We start from the raw sequence: 18,531 nt of genomic DNA, 5'->3' as shown, positions 1-18,531 counted from the left end.
GGGCAGGGAGCAGGGGGGAGGGAGCAGGGAGCAGGGGAAGAAAATCTTTATACGTTGGACTCTAGCTTTGAATCTGGTGGATTGTTTGTCAACATTGAAAAAGTACTTCCTAGCTTTGATTTAAAAGTTGCTTTTACTACTGATGAGCAACCCTTGGGATTATTGGGTGGTTCTGGTGCAGGTAAGAGCATGATTTTACGCTGCCTTGCGGGGATAGAAACGCCCACAATCGGGCGCATAGTTTTAAATGGCAGAGTTCTGTTTGACTCAGAGCAAGGAATTAATTTACCCAGCCGCGATCGCCGCATTGGTTTTTTAGTGCAGAATTACGCTCTGTTTCCGCACATGAGTGTGGCGCAAAACATCGCTTTTGGCTTGCCCAAAGGACTATCGGCTGGTAGTATTCGGGTGCAGGTGGAGGAGCAACTAATAGCAATGCAGTTGCAGGGGTTAGGCGATCGCTATCCACACCAACTTTCTGGAGGCCAACAACAACGGGTAGCTTTGGCAAGAGCATTAGCAAGTCAACCGGAAGCGCTGCTTTTGGATGAGCCGTTTTCAGCACTTGATACCCATCTACGTAGTCAATTAGAGCAGCAAATGACAGAAACTCTTGCTGGCTATCAAGGTGTGACTCTATTTGTCACCCATAATATGGAAGAAGCTTATCGGATTTGCCCGAATCTATTGGTATTGGAGCATGGTAGAGCCGTTCATTATGGCAGCAAACATGATATTTTTCAGCATCCAGCTACTGTGAGTGTCGCTCAACTTACCGGATGCAAAAACTTCTCCCGCCTTATTCCTCAGTCATCGCAACAGGTGGAAGCGATTGATTGGGGTTGTACTCTTCAAGTAATTGAACCTGTCAAAAGCGAATTATCTCACATCGGCATTCGCGCCCATCAGTTCATTTTTACCAACGACTCATCACAGGAAAATACCTTTCCCTGCTGGTTAGTGCGAACAAGTGAAACGCCTCACCGGATGACGTTGTTTCTCAAACTACATTCGGCTAGCAAAAACTCTCAAGATTATCATCTGCAAGCTGAAGTTTTCAAAGAAAAATGGGCGACGATGAAAGACCAGCCTTTTCCTTGGTATGTGCGTTTAGATCCTCTGCGCTTGATTTTGATGGAATGAACGCAGAGATGCACCATACAGGGGGGTGTTGCTGAATCATGGGATGATTTCGCTGAATTTGAAACGAGTTTTCAATGGTTTCAACCGCCTATTCATCCCGCATTTATGCAACGCCTACAGGGGAAGTGTAGAACCTGTATGTTCATCTGAAACGAACCGCCTTTCCTTTCCTACGGGACGCTACGCGAACGCGCAGCGTCTCGTAGAGAAGATGCCTTCTCTGCCAGAGGCTCCGCCAACGCGTACCGTCTCGTAGAGAAGGACGCAGAGAGGAGAGAGAATAAATATATATTAGGATGTTGGTTGTAGAGTTGATTGCAATTTGAGTAAGCGATCGCTCGCTGCTTGTAATGTCTCAGGTCTTTTGCTGAAGCAAAATCTGATCAACGAATGTCCTTTTTCTGGTTGGCTAAAAAAGCTGGAACCTGGAACTACGGCAACACCAATATTTTTAATTAGATTGTAAGTAAATTCAACATCTGTTTTATAGCCAAATTTAGAAATATCTGCAAGAACGTAATAGGCTCCTTTGGGAACGAAATAAGGAATACCAACTTGATCTAGAATCTGTAAAATGCTGTCTCGTTTCTGGTGATAAAGTTTGCCTAGTTCTTCATAATAGGATGGTGGCAGTTGCATGGCAGCAACTCCGGCTCGTTGCAATGGTGCAGGAGCGCCAACGGTGAGAAAATCATGGACTTTGCGAATGGCTCCTGTCAATTCGGGGTTTGCCAGAATGTAGCCGACTCGCCATCCGGTAACGCTATAAGTTTTAGATAGACCGTTAATAGTAACGGTGCGTTCTTCCATACCGGGAAGGGTAGCTAGGGCAATATGTTGAGTACCGTCATAGAGAATATGTTCATAGATTTCATCAGTGAACGCTAACACATCCCATTTTTGACAAAGTTCAGCAATTAGGGTGAGTTCTTCACGGGTGAAGACTTTACCTGTGGGGTTGTGGGGTGTGTTGATAATAATAGCTTTGGTATTGGCATTGAAAGCTTGACGCAACTGTGCTTCATCAAATGTCCAATGGGGGGGATGCAGTGTCACGTACCGGGGTATAGCACCAGCTAAAATCGCATCGGGGCCGTAATTTTCGTAATATGGCTCAAATACAATTACTTCCTCACCGGGATCAACTGTCGCTAACATCACAGATGCCATTGCTTCTGTAGAACCGCAAGTGACGGTGATTTGGGTTTCGGGATTGATATCTAAGCCGAGATACCAGTGGACTTTGTTGGCGATCGCATGACGAAATGGGCGATCGCCCCAAGTAATGGCATACTGGTTGACATCTGCCTCTATTGCATCATTTGCTGCCTGTTTCAACTCCAAGGGACAGGAAAAATCAGGGAACCCTTGCGCCAGATTCACCGCATCGTATTGCAGTGCCACCCGCGTCATTTCTCGAATCACCGACTCTGTAAACTGTTCTGCCTTCGCTGATATTTTTTGGCGCACAATCTCACTCATCCCTGTACCTCGGTTGATCTCTATTGCCGTTAACTGTAAATTCCTGTAAACCAGATAAAATCCATAATATCGATTAATTTATCGTAGTATACTCAAATTCCAGATTCAGAGGGAATGCAACCTTATAATCTATATACTTAATTATTGATATAAATAGTCAATTACTGAAGTACTGATCCAGAATCATCATGAAATCTTTGCACCGTCCCGATCTCTATAGCTGGTCTAATTTCAATCCGGCAAGAAATATTGATTTCAATGGGATTGCCTGGATTCGCCCAGATGGCAACATCTTGATTGACCCAGTAGCCCTATCAAACCATGATTGGAATCATCTAAAATCCCTCGGTGGTGTAGTTTGGATTGTGCTGACGAATTCCGAGCATGTCAGGGCAAGTAAAGAAATTGCCGATCAAACATACGCTAAGATAGCTGGCCCTGTGGCAGAAAAAGATACTTTCCCTATACCTTGCAATCGCTGGCTGTCTGACGGTGAAGAATTTGTGCCAGGACTGGAGGTAATTGAACTCCAAGGCTCGAAAACTCCCGGTGAATTGGCTCTATTACTGGAGGAGACAACTTTGATTACAGGGGATTTAGTCAGGGCACGCAAAGCAGGTAGTTTAACGATTTTACCAGATGACAAGCTGCTGAATCGAGAGGAGGCTGTTGCTTCTGTTCGCAGGTTAGCAAAACTGAGTCGCGTAGAAGCAGTGCTAGTGGGAGATGGTTGGCCCGTCTTCCGCGATGGACGCGATCGCTTAAAGGAACTTGCAGCGACGCTGTAAGTTGAAAGTGACTAGCGGGACTTTTGAATCTTTACATCTGCAAAACGATGAGGTAATTCCAACTGCAACCGTCATTTGGACTGCGGGGTTAGAGGCGAATTATCCCATAACATCAGAGGAGGTATCTTCAAGCTATTTCAATCCTTCCCAATTTCTGCAATTTAAATCAATTACAGTCGGCTTACCATAGTTGGAGTTCAGGCAATGAATGAAAATAGAACCCACATTAGTTTCAAATCAAAGGATGTTGCGATCGCCTATTTGTTGCTGCGAATTCTCATCGGTGTGAATTACTTTAATCATGGATTCACTCGCATTTTTAACATCTCTGGATTCGCTGAAGATACTGTCAAACAACTAGCAAATTCTTATTTCCCAGAATTTCTGGTGAGGATCAATTCTTACCTAGTGCCCCCTGTAGAGTTAATTGTGGGCGTGTTAATCACACTTGGGTTAGCAACCAGAAGCGCTTTAATTGTTACCTTTGCCCTGATGATCATTCTGAAGTTAGGAGTGACATCGATACAAAACTGGGGTGCAGCTACTTCCATGCTTTCTTACGGGATTGTGCTGTTTATTTTGCTTGCAGGTAGCAGCTTTAATATTTACTCCCTCGATCACTGGAGAAAAAAGAAACAAAACCTTGCAGACTCAGGAACGGATCGTCAACAAGGTAGGGTCAACTTATTTAGGAATAACTTTTGGATAAAACGTCGGCTATAGCATGGTTTGCCCAATCATAATACTTTCAAATAAATAAATATTTGGAGGGTTGGAATGTCACTTACTTAAGTAAAAGTTGCTACTCAGGAGATAGTTGACCTGTCTTTTGCAATGGAAGCGATTGCTTACAGAAACTTGTAGCAACGCTGTAAATGGCTGGTAGTGCAGCGAACGGCACAGGCAGGAATCTTGATATCTCCTGGCTAGAAGTGGGATAGTTAACGCTACAGTTGAGTCAAATATCACATAAGCTGAGATAGCCAATAATAGCGCCTGGATTTAATCTGTTTAATTATCAGGAGCAAAGCGCGATTCTCCTGTGAAAAGGCTGTGCGATCGCGTGCAGAATATTTACAGTGTTGCCTAAAATTATGGATAATTCCCCAGTGGTCGCTCAAGCAGATGCATCCTTAGCAAATTACACTCAGGAAAATATACATCTAGTGGAGTCAGCAGTTAGATTGAATTCACCACCAAAGGAAAAGATCGGAAGTGACTTTGACTCTCGCATGATGCTGCGGTGTTTAGAACTTGCTCGCCGCGCTTTAGGACGGACTTCGCCAAATCCGCTAGTGGGAGCGGTGATTGTCAAAGATGGCGAGATTGTCGGCGAGGGGTTTCATCCTCGTGCAGGTGAGCCTCATGCAGAAGTGTTTGCCTTGAGAGCAGCAGGCGTTGGCGCAGCCTCTCCCCAGGAGAATCGCGCTCGTGGTGCAACAATCTATGTCAACCTAGAACCTTGTAATCACTATGGGCGTACTCCTCCGTGTTCAGAAGGATTGATTCAAGCAGGGGTGGCAAAAGTGGTGGTGGGTATGGTTGATCCCAATCCACTGGTAGCTGGAGGTGGTATTGCCCGTTTACGTGCGGCGGGGATCGAGGTGTTGGTAGGAGTAGAAGAATCAGCTTGTCATCAGCTAAATGAAGCTTTTGTGCATCGCATTCTCTACAAACGGCCTTTAGGAATTTTAAAATATGCTATGACTTTAGACGGCAAAATTGCTACTACCTCTGGACACAGTGCCTGGGTAACAAGCCAAGATGCCCGTAGTGAAGTACATCAGTTGCGGGCGGCTTGCGATGCAATAATTGTCGGCGGTAATACAGTTCGACAAGATAATCCTTACTTAACCACCCGTCAGGTGGAAGCACATAATCCCCTGCGGGTGGTAATGAGTCGCCATCTCAACTTACCGGAAAATGCCCATCTGTGGCAAACTGCGGATGCTCCAACTTTGGTGTTGACAGAGAAGGGTGCTAATCCCGACTTCCAAGAACTGTTGCTCAAACAGGGGGTGGAGGTGGTGGAATTAACATCACTTACACCAGATAAGGCTATGACGTACTTGTATGAGCGCGGTTTTTGTAGCGTCTTGTGGGAATGTGGTGGAACTTTAGCTGCTAGTGCGATCGCTCAAGGAGCAGTACAAAAAGTTTTGGCATTTATTGCCCCAAAAATCATTGGTGGTAGCATTGCTCCCACACCTGTGGGCGATTTAGGTTTTACTACGATGACTGAGGCCTTGTCTTTAGAACGTGTTCGTTGGCGTGTAGTCGGCTCTGACTGCTTAGTGGAAGGTTATTTTCCCCAAAAAGCCAATAGTCAATAGTAATAACACTTGACTATAAATTAATTTATGGTGATTTTGCTATCATGAACACTGACGTTCATGAGCAATATCACGTATAAGGGCTAGCCGAGATTGAATGTAGTGGCACAGATAATCAGTTTCGTTAGAATCTAACAACACTTGTGTTTCGGTTTGTTTCACTAACCACTGCACCAAGCTAGCATCATCCAGTTGTAAGAGGAGCTTGGCTTGGGCAGTTTCAACCACTGACCAAAGCTGACGCATGATTGTAGGAGTCATCAGACCTCAATTGAATAATTAGCTTTGCTGTCTTTAGATTACACAATTACCATCGCACTTTACGACATGAATGTAGAAGCTGAGACAAGTATTATTAAAAAGTTAATAATGGTATTTATAACTTTATGAAGATTAAGAATTTAAAACTTAGTTTTGAAGATGGGTATGGGGCATTGGGCATTAGTTAGGACTTATCATTTAACAAATGACAAATGACTAACTATATTGAATCTTAAATCTGTCTTGTAAAATACAAAAATCTAAATTTTTAGGACAATGTTTACAACAAAATTAACACCTTTTGGCTGTAGATGGACTTACAAAATCATGTAAATTTGCATCCCAAATACTGATGTAAATAAAATCACATTGTTGGCGGATAATCTGACCCTTAACTGAGCCATTATTAAAACTAAAATTATCAGATTGACGCTGTTGTACTTGTTTGAGTCCCTGCTTTATATCTTCAGTGGCTTGCCCACCTAACATTCCATTCAAGGTAGTCTCCATTACCTGCGGGTCTACCGATTCGGCAAAAGATACCTCAGTTTGACGCAGCACTTTAGAATTACGATCAAATAAGTAGCCAAGATCAATTTTGTCTGGCACTAATTTGTAAACGACAGCACGAGTCTTGCCCCATGCGCCTCTTAAATCTTGACTTGGTTTGCCGAGGGTAGCTTCTACAATGGTTCTTGGTGTACCAGTAGGGAATGCGGGAACGCTTTGCCTGCTGGTAGTGGCAGCTAATTTACTGCGCGGCTTCTTCTGTGGCGTGGAACGCATTTCTGTTGTAGGAACTGGGCTGGCATTGCCCAAAGCAGGCATCGCCTCATTTTCTGATTCTGGCCGTGGTGTGGATACTGCTACTGGCGCTGGAGTATCTGAAGTTACAGGCTCTTTTTCTGGCTGTGGTATAGATACAACTGGGGGATCAGAGGTTGGCAAAGGATTGGAAATTACTCGCCGTCGTGCTGGTGAAGTCGGTACAACTGGAACTGGAGAAGTTTGGAACGAAATAGGCGGTTCAGTAGATGCAGGAGTGGGCAAAGATTCTGGCGATGGAGTAGGGCTTGTAGCAATAGTTGTTTCTGGTTGTTGCTGACGAGTGATGTTAGAAATTGCTACTGCACCAAGCAAGCCGCCTATCAGCAAACTACCAACAATCACAGCAGGTTTTTGCCAGTTTCCACCAGAGGAAGACGGTGCGATACCTTCGTTGAGCTTCGTTAACGCAGAATTTTTTTGCGGAGAATATAATGGCTGAGTTTGTCTTGATGTAGTGGGAGAAAAACTAACTGTGGGAGTATTTGCAGCTAACTCAGGAGGTATATTACTAGCAGACTGCAAAGCGTGTAGCATTTTACTAGCAGTGCTGTAGCGATCGCCAGCATGAGGCTTAATAGCTTGATTGAGTACCCCCGCCAATTGGGAAGAGATATGAGGAGCGTGATCTTGCCAAAGTATTTCCCCAGTTTTGAGATCAGTTTGTAGTTCTTGCGGGTGTTTGCCAGTCAGCAGATAAACCGCCGTTAAGCCTAAACTGTAGATATCTGTAGCGTAAACTGGACGGCCAACGGCTTGTTCGCTAGGCATATACCCAGGCGTACCAATGACGAGCGATCGCGTCGGGTATCCCGGCGAACTCACCACTGAACGAATTGTTTCTTTGACTGCACCAAAATCAATCAAAACTGGCTTGCCATCAACAGAACGGAGAATAATGTTCTCAGGCTTAATATCCCGGTGAATAATGCCTTTGCTGTGGACATAATCTAAAACCCAAAGCAGACTCAAGAGAATTTGGCGAACAGCAGTTTCACTCTCAAATCCTTTGGCTTCGACAATTTTTGTCAAGGTTTGCCCGTGAATCCATTCTTGGACGAGGTAAAATTGCCCATTCTCAGAAAAGTAGGCGTAGAGTTTCGGAATTTGGTTACTACTTTCACCCAAAAACTCCAACGTTGCTGCTTCCCGTTCAAACCGTTGTTGGATAATTTGGTAGGTTTGCGGATCATTATTGGTTATCGGTTTTAGTTGCTTGATTACACAGCGACGGCGAGAAGGCATGTGGACATCTTCAGCCAGAAAGGTTTCGCCAAACCCACCAGCGCCGATTACTTGGATAACTTGATAGCGATTGTTTAGCAGGGTTAAAGTCATGAAAAATCACAAGCGTAAACACCGGAGACATTTTGCCTCTGGGCTTGTCGTCAGACATCGCCCTTTCCAAATGTACATCACATGAGTTCATGAGTTATGGATACTGGATTGAAAACGCCATCTGTTCCCAATAGCAATTTATGAAAATCTTGATACATATAGATTTCTCGTAGCCTTGAGATTTAGTTCTAAGTGGGTGAGTCAGCCAACATTTTCCAACCCTTTATGCGCTAAGTACAGCTTTGCGTAAAATCGTAGCGTTTTTAATGAAAGGGGATGCATTGGCATTGTCAGCGGATGCATTGGCATTGTCAGCCGATGCATTGGCATTGTTAGCTGATACATTGGTATTGTTAGCCGATGCGTTGGCATTGTTAGCCGATGCATTGGCATTGTTAGCTGATGCATTGGTATTGCCAAATTTAATTCGCTACGAATTAATGAAATGCTGTACTAAGTAAATTCTATAGTCTCAACAAACTCTAAAATACTCTCCTTGATGTCTTCAGCTTCTTCTTCAACGGAATCGGGAGTTTCGCCGTTAATAAAGCTGTGCTGACTACTAACTATATACAAAAATTCACCACTGATAAAGGTGAGTAGCCCCCGGTAAGCGTCTAATCTGATCGCAGTTCCATTATTTTCTTGCTTAGAAATCGTCGAACCTTTGGGCATATCAATTAATACGTAGTAAGCGCCTCGCAGAGTGTCTGCCAGATATTCGGTATACTCCACAGAAGCATCTGGGACATTGGCAAAAATTGCCTGGGGTACATACTTGTCTACTAAAATTGTTTGTAAATATTCTTCTTGTCCAACAGACTCCAGTTCCTCTAACTGTTCTAGAGGGAAAGGATAATAATCGATTCTCAACAAAGTACCGATGTCATCAGAAAAGCCAACGACTCCTTCCTGACTTTGAATTCTACCGCCCTGCTGCGGATCAACTGGAATCGGCACAGCAAAATTACCTAAAGGAGATTGATATGTTTGTTCGCTAAAATCTTCTATGACTACTGTCTCATCTTCATCGTCTGTATATTCTTCATTTTCTGCTTCCTTAAAGGCTGCAATTACCTCCTTAATGATTTCTTCTGCTTCTTCATCCTCAAGTTCCAAGGCTGCTTGTAGCTTTTTCAGGTAGGCTTGTTTCGATTTTGGGATGGCGAGTTCATCGTCTAAAAGCACTATCACTCCAGCAGCAAAACCATCCAGCACTAATTCATCTGAGAGAGATACTTTGGCGGTATTAAACAGGGGCCCAATTCCCTCTTCTTCGGCAATGCCAATGAGTCTATCAACTATTTCTGTGATTTCATCTTCTGAGTATTCCTCAAAAACCTCGAACTCCCAGAGGATACCCGCTAAACTTTCTGCATCTACATCTTCAATCAATGAATCAGCGATCGCAGTGACAGTTGCGATCGCCGCCACCGCTTCCTCTGGACTTAGCGATTCCTCTGATGTCTTTGGTGAGTTAAAAACCTTGTCATATTTAGTCATAAATGCTACCTAAATTAATTCCTTGATAGTAATAACAGATTGAAAGTGACAATGGTCAGTTTAGCAATGGAGCGAATCTTCTAGAGAAAAAGTTGGCTAATAGGTGGTTTAGTCAGTATTGCTCAGGTGTAACAAAATCTTGTTGACAGCTAATCTCCAAGGAGATGAGGTGTTCTGAAATCTGTTGTCGAATATACACTTAAACACGATTTAGGCTCAATATTTACCGCAAGTCAACTTAATTAAATATTGTAAATTTATGTTATCAAGCAATTACCGTGTTAATAAGTGGTATATTTATTTATTTTGATCCTCTAGCAGATGAATTATATCTATCGATAGAATTATAAACTAGCTACCGATAGATACCTACACCGTGGGCCGGATGTCACAATACCAAAGTTTGTAGTGACATACAATACTCGAAACGTTGTACTGTTGATCTACAAGTATGAATTACATTAAATTTTGAGTTCTTTTATGGTACAAACGCCTCCATCTCAGTTTTCACCAGAGCAATACAAAGTTGATTCTGCACAAGAAAAAGTAGAAGCTATTATAGAAACACCAGTAACAGATACTGAAATTGCTTTAGAGTTTCTTTATACTAGAGATATTGAATTTCGTCAGGAAACCATTTACTTTCTTGTGGTTGATCGCTTTTATGATGGCGATCCAGATAACAGCGAAGGTGCAAACTCAGAACTGTACGATGCAAATAGACAAGATTGGGGTAAGTACTGGGGTGGCGACTTGCAAGGTGTCATCGATAAATTAGATTATCTCAAAAACATGGGAGTGACAGCGCTTTGGCTAACTCCACTATTCGAGCAGGTTGAAGAGTTATTTGTTGGTAATGCAGCGCTACATGGCTATTGGACAAAAGACTTTAAGCGGCTCAATCCTCGCTACATTGCTGATGGAGAAAATCCTTCTTTAAACGCTACGCAAGAAGAAAAAAATACGACCTTTGATCGGTTAATTATAGAACTGCACAAGCGCAATATGAAGCTAGTGCTGGATATTGTCTGCAACCATAGCACACCTGATACTAGCGGTAGTAAAGGTGAATTGTATGATGATGGTGTCAAAATTGCTGACTTCAATGATGATGCTAATAATTGGTATCACCACTACGGCGAAGTGCAAAACTGGGAAGACGATTGGCAAGTACAGAACTGTGAACTATCTGGTCTAGCAACCTTCAATGAAAACAATACTGAATATCGTGAGTATATCAAATCAGCCATTAAACAATGGCTAGACCGGGGTGTGGATGCACTACGGGTGGATACTGTCAAGCACATGCCTATCTGGTTTTGGCAAGAATTCACCGGCGATATGAGCAATCACAAACCAGATGTATTTATTTTTGGTGAATGGATTTACAGTAATCCTACTGACGATCGCTCGGTGGAATTTGTTAATCACTCAGGCATGACACTTCTAGACTTTGGGTTGTGCGTGGCGATTCGAGCCGCACTAGCGCAAGGTTCAGAAATGGGATTCCAAACAATTCAATACATTTTTGACCAAGATTATCGCTACAACGGGGCAACAGAGCTAGTTACCTTCATCGATAATCATGATATGTGCCGCTTCCAATCGCTGAACCCCGATCCAGCGATGTTGAAAGTTGCGATCGCCTTAATTATGACATCTCGCGGTATTCCCTGCATCTATTACGGTACAGAACAATATCTGCATGATGATACCGATGGCGGTAACGATCCGTATAACCGCCCGATGATGGAAAATTGGGATACTGAGAGTGAAATTTATCGTTGCGTCAGGCTGTTATCTGGTTTACGGCGACTGAATCCAGCCATATCAATGGGTAGCCACTGGCAAAAATACTTAACAGCAGATATTTACTGTTATGTGCGTCGCTATCGTGACTCTGTGTGTTTTGTAGCTTTAAACCGGGGAGGAGAAGTTACTCTAGCAGAAGTAGAAACAGAATTGCCCGATGGAGACCATACTTGCGTGGTGACTCGCAACAAGTATGAAGTCAAAGACGGTAAGATTTATGACCTGGTATTAGAAGAACGCGGAGTGCTTGTTTTCAGCCACGTTGGCGAACGGATCAAAGCACAGACAATTGTCCGTGTCCAACTCAATGGCGTGGATACCCAACCCGGTGAAATCATTGTGGTGACAGGAGATTGCCCAGAGTTGGGTAACTGGGATATCGGTAAAGCATATCCTTTAGAGTACATCAACTCGAATACCTGGTTTGCTGAGATTCCCTTTGATGAGAGTACTGGTAAGCTGATTGCTTATAAATATGCCATGTGGCGGGAAGGGCGATCGCCCCTGCGCGAAAATCTCGTAAATCGCCGTTGGGTGATTGCCAAAGAAGGCACTGTAAAATGGCGTGATACCTGGGCATCGGGAAGAGAATCGTAGAAATATCGAATAAGTTATGAAGAGTGAAGGATCAAAATTTTGATTCTTCACTCTTCATTATTTGTGAATTTAAAGTAACAAAAAATACACAAATAAGGGTATTCAACCGCAGTGTGCGCCATAGTGTAGTAGTTAGATGCTTTAGTAATTTTGTACTCATGAGAATGACACTCTTCTCCTACTGCCTACCTTGTGATAATGGCTCCGCTCCTAACCCATTCTGGGAACTTTGCACTCTCGCAATTTGCAAGCCTGATATCCGACGAGTAGCAAGCATTGGAGATTGGGTTGTAGGACTTGGTTCCAAAAAGTCACCAATTGGGGATATCAGCAATTGCGTTGTGTATGCGATGCGGGTAACGGACAAGATGACATTCCAAGAATACGACGAGTTTTGCCGAGTTCATAGTCCTCATAAAATTCCAAAGCGGGACAGCGAAATATTCAAGTATCATGTTGGTGATTGCGAAAGAAGGCACTGTATGTAAAATGGCGTGATATCTAGGCATTGGGAAGAGAATCGTAGAAATTTCAGATGGTCAGCCGCTACACGTCTATATATGCAATACTCTGATTTCTAAATACTTTTTCAATATATTTTAGTTTAGAGTGATCTAGATCACACCACTTTGTGAGTTAAAATAAGTAATATCAAGCAGATAAGCACCCAACAACTGTTAAAAAGAGGGGCAAAAAGGCTTAAGCTACAAAATAAAAGAATAGATGGTACCTTTATAATCGCTAAACTCAGCAGTTTTTAATACTTACCAACCAAGTCATCTAAAGAAATGAGGGAAAGGTAAATGGTAATGTTCGACCTCTTACTGAAAAATCAATTAAGTGCTCCAAAAAAACTAAAATTTAAAAATGAAATTTTGGCACGAGTTCAAGGTAGAAATTCAGAAGCTTTAAATGACGAAATAAAATTTTATAAAACTGAATTGCTTCCCTATTTTATAAAGTTGAGCCAACAGAATCCTGTTTTTAGTGTTACAGAGCAATTACGGCTTTTAGTGGGTGTTTGGACACCAATCTGGTCTACAATATCGTTTCATGAAAGTTTACCGCAAAGAATACAAGAGCAGTCCTTCCAAATTTTCCAGCATGATGGTTACTGTGCCAGTGTAGCTCGCTATATAATGGGAAAAGAGCAGTCTTTATTCGATAATTTTCGAGCAAGATTACCAGCTTATGATTTCATGTTGATCCAAAAATATGGAGTTCAAAATGGTAAATGGTATCTTCAAAATATTGATAGATTTCAGGCTTTTACAAATAGAGAAATTCCTCTAACTTTAGAATCAGTCTACAACTGGTTTACTCATGTAGTTAACAATAAAGTCAAACTGAACACCTCAAAAGGGCTTTTACCTAAAACTCTAAAATTAGAAAATATAGAGATAAATCATGTTAATGGATTTCCAAAAACATCCTTAGTAACTTCTCAAGTGTTTGAGCATTTATATATAGATAATGACTTGCGACTTGTAAAAACTCAAACAGATGCCTCACATTTACCTAGTTATACAATTGCTGTGAAGAGGCAATAAGTATCGATTGGTGAATGCCTCAGCTACCTTTTGATTCAGACAACGATCGCCAAATTCTTGTTCAATTCCACCGCATATATAATACCTTAACTCCTGGGAGTGCATTCATATTCGACATTGCAACGACAAGACAAGTCGCACAGGGAAACACAAGTAAGGGGTTTACTGAAGGAGAGGGCTGGGTAGTACTAGTTGAAAGTGAACTCCAGCGCATGGACTTTGGAGGTAAAACAATACGTAGTTATGGTAAATACCTACTGAGAAAGGCTCATGCAGCATTCATTGCACGCAAACTATATAAATAAATATCTGAATCAAATCCAACATCTAATTTTTTTTGCTATGGTGATCCCAAAGGAATTGTTAAGTAATTACGAGGTGTCAATCAAGTAACTAGTCAATGGCTTTGTATTTTAATCTACAAAAATATAGACATATTTTCTCTATATAGTGGATCTATTTTGTTACTTATTCGGTTGGGCAATATGCGCTTCAATATCTTCCAATGTTTGTAACAACAGACGACTTGCCTGCAATTGCCAACCCCATTTCTGAATTCTAAAAGCTAATACAGTTCCAACTATAGCTGCTAACAAACATACAGGTTGATTTAAAGAAATTCCGAATAACAAACCCAATCCAGCAATACCCCAAAATGGTAAAGCTGCTGCTTGTCTTTGTTCTTCCACAATTTGAGTAATCATATTAGAAGATTGCTTACTAGCGAGTAATGCCTCTTTGACTTGCCTCTGTTCGGCTGCTGATACTGATAAACCTATTTTGCGCCGTAGTTTTTCAATTTTGCGGGCATCAGTGCTGTACTCAGTTAGCTCATCTTCTGCCATTTTTAACAGTCGTTCTAGTTGCGCCATTATGCATTGCATCCGATATTACGAAACCATTATCCCGAATAATTGTTATTTCTGGACTATATGGTATTTAATTACACAATCTAAAATTACGCCAGTGGCTACAAAATATAAAATTGAATATAGGAAAAATATACTAGCGGTTACGCACTGACAAACTGAGTATAAACTTAAAAGGTAATTATGGCTATAGTATCTAAAAGCACATTATCTCAATCTTCCCAAGAGCGATCGCTCATCTTGTGGTTTGATGAAGTTGGTATTGCTGATATTCCCGTAGTTGGTGGTAAAAATGCTTCACTGGGCGAAATGATTCAACAGCTAACGCCCAAAGGTATTAATGTTCCCACTGGATTCGCCACCACTGCTTATGCTTATCGTTATTTCATCAAATCAGCCGGGTTAGAAGCAAAGCTACGCAAACTCTTTGCTGACTTGGATGTTGAAGATGTCAAAAATTTACGAGAACGGGGGAAAAAAGCGCGATCGCTATTAATCCATACCCCATTTCCTGTAGAATTGCGAGAGGCGATCGCTAAAGCTTACCAGAGTCTTTGTGAACAATACAACGCAGAGACAGATGTTGCAGTCCGTTCCAGCGCTACCGCCGAAGACCTTCCAGATGCTAGTTTTGCTGGACAGCAGGAAACTTACCTCAACGTTGTCGGTGCTGAAGGAGTTTTAGCAGCTTGTCATAAATGCTTTGCTTCCATATTTACCGATCGCGCCATTTCTTATCGTCATACCAAAGGATTTGATCACTTTAGCATTGCTCTGGCTGTGGGTGTGCAAAAAATGGTGCGCTCAGACTTAGCAACCTCTGGGGTGATGTTCTCCATTGATACAGAAACCGGATTTAAGGATGCGGCACTGATTACAGCCGCCTACGGTTTAGGCGAAAACGTTGTCCAGGGATCTGTAAATCCTGATGAATATTATGTTTTTAAACCCACTTTAAAAGCTGGTTTTCGCCCAATTATCGATAAAAAATTGGGTAGTAAAGAACTAAAAATGATTTATGATGACGGCTCCAAATTTACGAAAAATGTGTCTGTTTCGCCCAGAGAAAGAGGCAAATTTGCCCTAAGTGATGAAGAGATTTTACAACTAGCAAATTGGGCATGTTTAATTGAAGACCATTATTCCCAAGTCCACGGCATTTTCACTCCAATGGATATCGAGTGGGCAAAAGATGGAATTACTAATCAACTTTTTATTGTGCAAGCACGTCCCGAAACCGTGCAGTCGCAGAAGACGGGAAATGTGTTGCGAAGTTATCGGTTGTTATTGGGGAATAGAGAATGGGGAATAGGGAATGGGGAAAAAACTTCCCACTCCCCACTTCCTGATTCCCAATCCCCACTCCCCCTTGTTACCGGACGGGCGATTGGAGAAGCGATTAGTCAAGGGAAAGCACGCCTAATTTTAGATGTTCAGAAACTCGAACAGTTCCAAGTTGGGGAAGTTTTGGTAACAGAGAGAACTGACCCTGATTGGGAACCAATTATGAAACGCGCCAGTGCAATTGTTACTAACTCTGGGGGTAGGACATGCCATGCAGCGATTATTGCGCGAGAATTAGGTGTACCTGCGATCGTGGGATGCGGCAATGCTACAGAAATTTTAAAACCTGGTCAAGAGGTAACAATTTCTTGTGCTGAAGGAGAAGAAGGAAAAGTCTATGCAGGCTTATTACCTTTTGAAGTGGAAGAAGTTCTTTTAGAAAACTTACCCCGCACCCGCACTCAAATTTTAATGAATGTGGGTAATCCCCAAGAAGCATTGAGTTTATCGGCAATTCCCAACGATGGCGTAGGTTTAGCACGGACAGAATTTATCATCGCTAACCAAATTCAAATTCATCCAATGGCATTGATCCACTATGATTTGTTAAAAGATGAATTTGCCAAAGCTAAAATTGCTGAAATTACTGCACTTTACGACGATAAACCCCAGTATTTTGTAGATAGATTAGCCCAAGGCATCGGTAGAATTGCGGCGGCATTTTATCAAAAACCAGTGATTGTGCGAATGTCAGATTTCAAGAGTAATGAATATGCCAATTTGTTAGGTGGGCGACAGTTTGAACCCCATGAAGAAAACCCAATGCTGGGTTGGCGGGGGGCAGCGCGTTACTATGATGAAGGCTACAGAGAAGCTTTTGCCCTAGAATGTCATGCTATTAAACGGGTACGGGAAGAAATGGGTTTGACGAATGTTATCCCGATGATTCCGTTTTGTCGTACTCCCGATGAAGGGCGTTTGGTTTTAGCAGAGATGGCAAAAAATGGTTTAAAGCAGGGTGTTAACGGCTTGCAGGTTTATGTGATGTGCGAGTTGCCCAGTAACGTTATTCTGGCTGAGGAATTTGCTGAGGTATTTGATGGCTTCTCGATTGGTTCTAATGATTTAACTCAACTTACACTAGGGATAGACAGGGATTCGGCGTTGGTAGCGAGATTGTTTGATGAACGCAGTCCAGCTGTGAAACGAATGGTAAAAATGGCCATAGAAGCGGCGAAAAAATGCGATCGCAAAATCGGTATTTGTGGACAAGCACCCAGCGACTATCCAGAATTTGCCCAGTTTTTGGTTGAACAGGGAATTGACTCAATTAGTCTGAATCCAGATTCAGTTTTAAAGACAATGCTGGAAGTGGCAAAAGTCGAGAGTGCTGAGTATTAATTGTAGAGGGTTTTGGTGTGTTAAAGGTGGTACTTTACTTACCTTGCTGTAATGTCGCGCAATTATCCAGATAGGGTTTTGTATATCGCTGTTCATGAGGATATTTTTACTAACATTTTTGAGGAAGAACCGCTTGGTAAACTTATATTTGGAAGATTACAAAATTCCTCTCATCGTTTTCAATCCAAAGCGGGAGGTTATAGTCCGATGGATACTCTGGAACAATACAGACAGATAATTTGCAGCATTATTACTGAACACACAAAAATTCCTTACTCTTACGGTGATATTCAGCATGAAACTATTTTTGATAAAGAACAGGATTGATATTTGGTGATGATTCTTGGTCGAGAACCAGTGCCAGAACTCTCTCCAACTGCAACGCGTCGCGTTCACGGCTGTCTGATTCACATTGATATTATTGATGGCAAAATTTGGATTCAACGTGATGGCACTGAAGAAAGGGTAGCAACAGAATTAGTAAAGGCAGGTATCCCAAAGGATGAAATTGTGTTAGGGTTTCGATCTGAAGAACTGCGGAAAGATTCAGAATTTGCGTAGTTTACCGCCGCAGGCATCGCATAACCAACGGTAGTTAAACTTTTGGATAATTGCCCATAGCATAGCGATCGCCATATTTTGTTTGTGTAATTGTCTACAAAACTTTTGACTGCTCAACCATAAGTATCTTAGTATTTTGCAGAATGGTGATTTATTTTAGCCAAAAGCAAGATGACAAATCTTTTGGAAACCGAACGCTTGATTATTCGCAGTTGGATACCCGAACACGATGCCGAGCAAGCGTTTGCAATTTACAGTGATCCTGAAGTTACGCACTTTCTTGGTAAATCTTCTCGCCCTGCAAGTATTGAGTCACAGCGTCAGCGCTTGATTGAAGGTATCGAGCGAATGCACCAACGCAACAATGGTACTGGATCTTGGGCAATTGTTGAAAAGGAAAGTACAACAATTGTGGGAACTATCCTTCTTAAACAATTGCCCGCCAAAGATGGTTTACCCACTCAAGATTATGAGGTAGGCTGGGAATTGCGGCGAGCTTCTTGGGGTAAAGGGTATGCAACAGAAGCAGGACGAGTTATGCTCAACTACGGATTTAGTGTCTTGGACTTGTCAGTGATTTATGCCGTAGTGAAGCCAGAAAATCATGCCTCAATCCGTGTAACTCAAAGACTGGGTATGAAACCAATAGGGCGGACAAACAAGTATTACGGTATTGAACTACTCCTGTTTCAACTAGATGCACCTAAAAAGAATAGAGGAGAGCAGGGAGAGCAGGGGGAGCAAAGGGCAGGGGGCACAGGAGTGGAGTTCAAAGACTCATTCA

The 18,531-nt window shown here is 42.3% G+C and carries 17 protein-coding genes and 1 pseudogene; 12 read left to right on the top strand and 6 right to left on the bottom strand.

Annotated features, from left to right (window positions below; translation table 11 throughout):
• Nucleotides 1-1,143: sulfate/molybdate ABC transporter ATP-binding protein (locus ACFE90_RS23290; RefSeq protein WP_375504731.1), on the top strand; the 1,143-nt coding region annotated here is incomplete at its 5' end.
• 291 nt (nt 1,144-1,434) lie between these two features.
• Here the strand turns inward: ACFE90_RS23290 and ACFE90_RS23285 are convergent.
• Nucleotides 1,435-2,625: a pyridoxal phosphate-dependent aminotransferase gene (locus ACFE90_RS23285; RefSeq protein WP_375504729.1), complete on the bottom strand. Its 1,191-nt coding sequence runs from the start codon at nt 2,623-2,625 to the stop codon at nt 1,435-1,437.
• A gap of 188 nt (nt 2,626-2,813) precedes the next feature.
• Between ACFE90_RS23285 and ACFE90_RS23280 the strand changes: the two genes are divergently transcribed.
• The 3 genes from ACFE90_RS23280 (at nt 2,814) to ribD (ending at nt 5,746) form a co-directional block, all read left to right on the top strand.
• On the top strand, nt 2,814-3,413 hold the full coding sequence (locus ACFE90_RS23280) for an MBL fold metallo-hydrolase (RefSeq protein ID WP_375504727.1): 600 nt from the start codon (nt 2,814-2,816) through the stop codon (nt 3,411-3,413).
• 204 nt (nt 3,414-3,617) lie between these two features.
• On the top strand, nt 3,618-4,136 hold the full coding sequence (locus ACFE90_RS23275) for a DoxX family protein (RefSeq protein WP_375504725.1): 519 nt from the start codon (nt 3,618-3,620) through the stop codon (nt 4,134-4,136).
• A 371-nt stretch (nt 4,137-4,507) separates the two neighbouring features.
• Nucleotides 4,508-5,746 (top strand): bifunctional diaminohydroxyphosphoribosylaminopyrimidine deaminase/5-amino-6-(5-phosphoribosylamino)uracil reductase RibD, encoded by a 1,239-nt coding sequence (gene ribD, locus ACFE90_RS23270; protein WP_375504733.1) that lies wholly within the window; start codon nt 4,508-4,510, stop codon nt 5,744-5,746.
• A 42-nt stretch (nt 5,747-5,788) separates the two neighbouring features.
• On the opposite strand, the gene ACFE90_RS23265 is transcribed toward ribD, so the two are convergent.
• Both ACFE90_RS23265 and ACFE90_RS23260 read right to left on the bottom strand, forming a co-directional pair.
• Nucleotides 5,789-6,007, bottom strand: a complete 219-nt coding sequence (locus ACFE90_RS23265) for a hypothetical protein (protein WP_109012126.1) — start codon at nt 6,005-6,007, stop codon at nt 5,789-5,791.
• A gap of 291 nt (nt 6,008-6,298) precedes the next feature.
• Nucleotides 6,299-8,170, bottom strand: a complete 1,872-nt coding sequence (locus ACFE90_RS23260; protein ID WP_375504723.1) for a protein kinase — start codon at nt 8,168-8,170, stop codon at nt 6,299-6,301.
• Between the two features lie 266 nt (nt 8,171-8,436).
• On the opposite strand from ACFE90_RS23260, the gene ACFE90_RS23255 reads away from it, so the two are divergent.
• Nucleotides 8,437-8,631, top strand: a complete 195-nt coding sequence (locus tag ACFE90_RS23255; protein WP_375504721.1) for a hypothetical protein — start codon at nt 8,437-8,439, stop codon at nt 8,629-8,631.
• On the opposite strand, the gene ACFE90_RS23250 is transcribed toward ACFE90_RS23255, so the two are convergent.
• Nucleotides 8,624-9,673: a hypothetical protein gene (locus ACFE90_RS23250; protein WP_375504719.1), complete on the bottom strand. Its 1,050-nt coding sequence runs from the start codon at nt 9,671-9,673 to the stop codon at nt 8,624-8,626. The genes ACFE90_RS23255 and ACFE90_RS23250 overlap by 8 nt on opposite strands.
• A gap of 480 nt (nt 9,674-10,153) precedes the next feature.
• Here ACFE90_RS23250 and ACFE90_RS23245 point away from each other — a divergent pair, with 480 nt between their 5' ends.
• The 4 genes from ACFE90_RS23245 to ACFE90_RS23230 all read left to right on the top strand — a co-directional run bounded on the left by ACFE90_RS23245 (nt 10,154) and on the right by ACFE90_RS23230 (nt 13,937).
• The gene (locus ACFE90_RS23245) at nt 10,154-12,082 is read left to right on the top strand and encodes an alpha-amylase family glycosyl hydrolase (protein ID WP_375504717.1); all 1,929 of its coding nucleotides are present in this window, start codon (nt 10,154-10,156) and stop codon (nt 12,080-12,082) included.
• 158 nt (nt 12,083-12,240) lie between these two features.
• Complete coding sequence (locus tag ACFE90_RS23240) at nt 12,241-12,570, top strand: hypothetical protein (RefSeq protein ID WP_375504715.1); 330 nt, start codon at nt 12,241-12,243, stop codon at nt 12,568-12,570.
• Nucleotides 12,571-12,885: 315 nt separating this feature from the next.
• Complete coding sequence (locus tag ACFE90_RS23235) at nt 12,886-13,632, top strand: hypothetical protein (protein WP_375504713.1); 747 nt, start codon at nt 12,886-12,888, stop codon at nt 13,630-13,632.
• 14 nt (nt 13,633-13,646) lie between these two features.
• A complete protein-coding gene (locus tag ACFE90_RS23230; protein WP_375504711.1) occupies nt 13,647-13,937 on the top strand; it encodes a hypothetical protein in 291 nt (96 codons plus the stop codon).
• A gap of 159 nt (nt 13,938-14,096) precedes the next feature.
• Here ACFE90_RS23230 and ACFE90_RS23225 read toward each other — a convergent pair whose 3' ends face one another.
• Entirely contained in the window at nt 14,097-14,504 is a 408-nt protein-coding gene (locus ACFE90_RS23225; RefSeq protein WP_375504709.1) for a hypothetical protein, read from the bottom strand.
• Between the two features lie 180 nt (nt 14,505-14,684).
• On the opposite strand from ACFE90_RS23225, the gene ppsA reads away from it, so the two are divergent.
• Both ppsA and ACFE90_RS23215 read left to right on the top strand, forming a co-directional pair.
• Nucleotides 14,685-17,186, top strand: a complete 2,502-nt coding sequence (gene ppsA / locus ACFE90_RS23220) for a phosphoenolpyruvate synthase (protein WP_375504707.1) — start codon at nt 14,685-14,687, stop codon at nt 17,184-17,186.
• 207 nt (nt 17,187-17,393) lie between these two features.
• A pseudogene (locus ACFE90_RS23215) lies at nt 17,394-17,747 on the top strand (XisI protein).
• Here the strand turns inward: ACFE90_RS23215 and ACFE90_RS23210 are convergent.
• Entirely contained in the window at nt 17,733-17,864 is a 132-nt protein-coding gene (locus ACFE90_RS23210) for a hypothetical protein (protein ID WP_375504705.1), read from the bottom strand. The pseudogene ACFE90_RS23215 and the gene ACFE90_RS23210 sit on opposite strands and share 15 nt — an antisense overlap.
• A 54-nt stretch (nt 17,865-17,918) precedes the next feature.
• Here ACFE90_RS23210 and ACFE90_RS23205 point away from each other — a divergent pair.
• A partial coding sequence (locus ACFE90_RS23205) for a GNAT family N-acetyltransferase (RefSeq protein WP_375504703.1) occupies nt 17,919-18,531 on the top strand: 613 nt, incomplete at its 3' end.

The sequence above is a fragment of the uncultured Nostoc sp. genome, assembly GCF_964245445.1.
GTDB lineage: Bacteria > Cyanobacteriota > Cyanobacteriia > Cyanobacteriales > Nostocaceae > Nostoc.
Note: the sequence above shows the minus strand (reverse complement) of the source record. Positions and strands in the feature narration are given on the sequence as shown.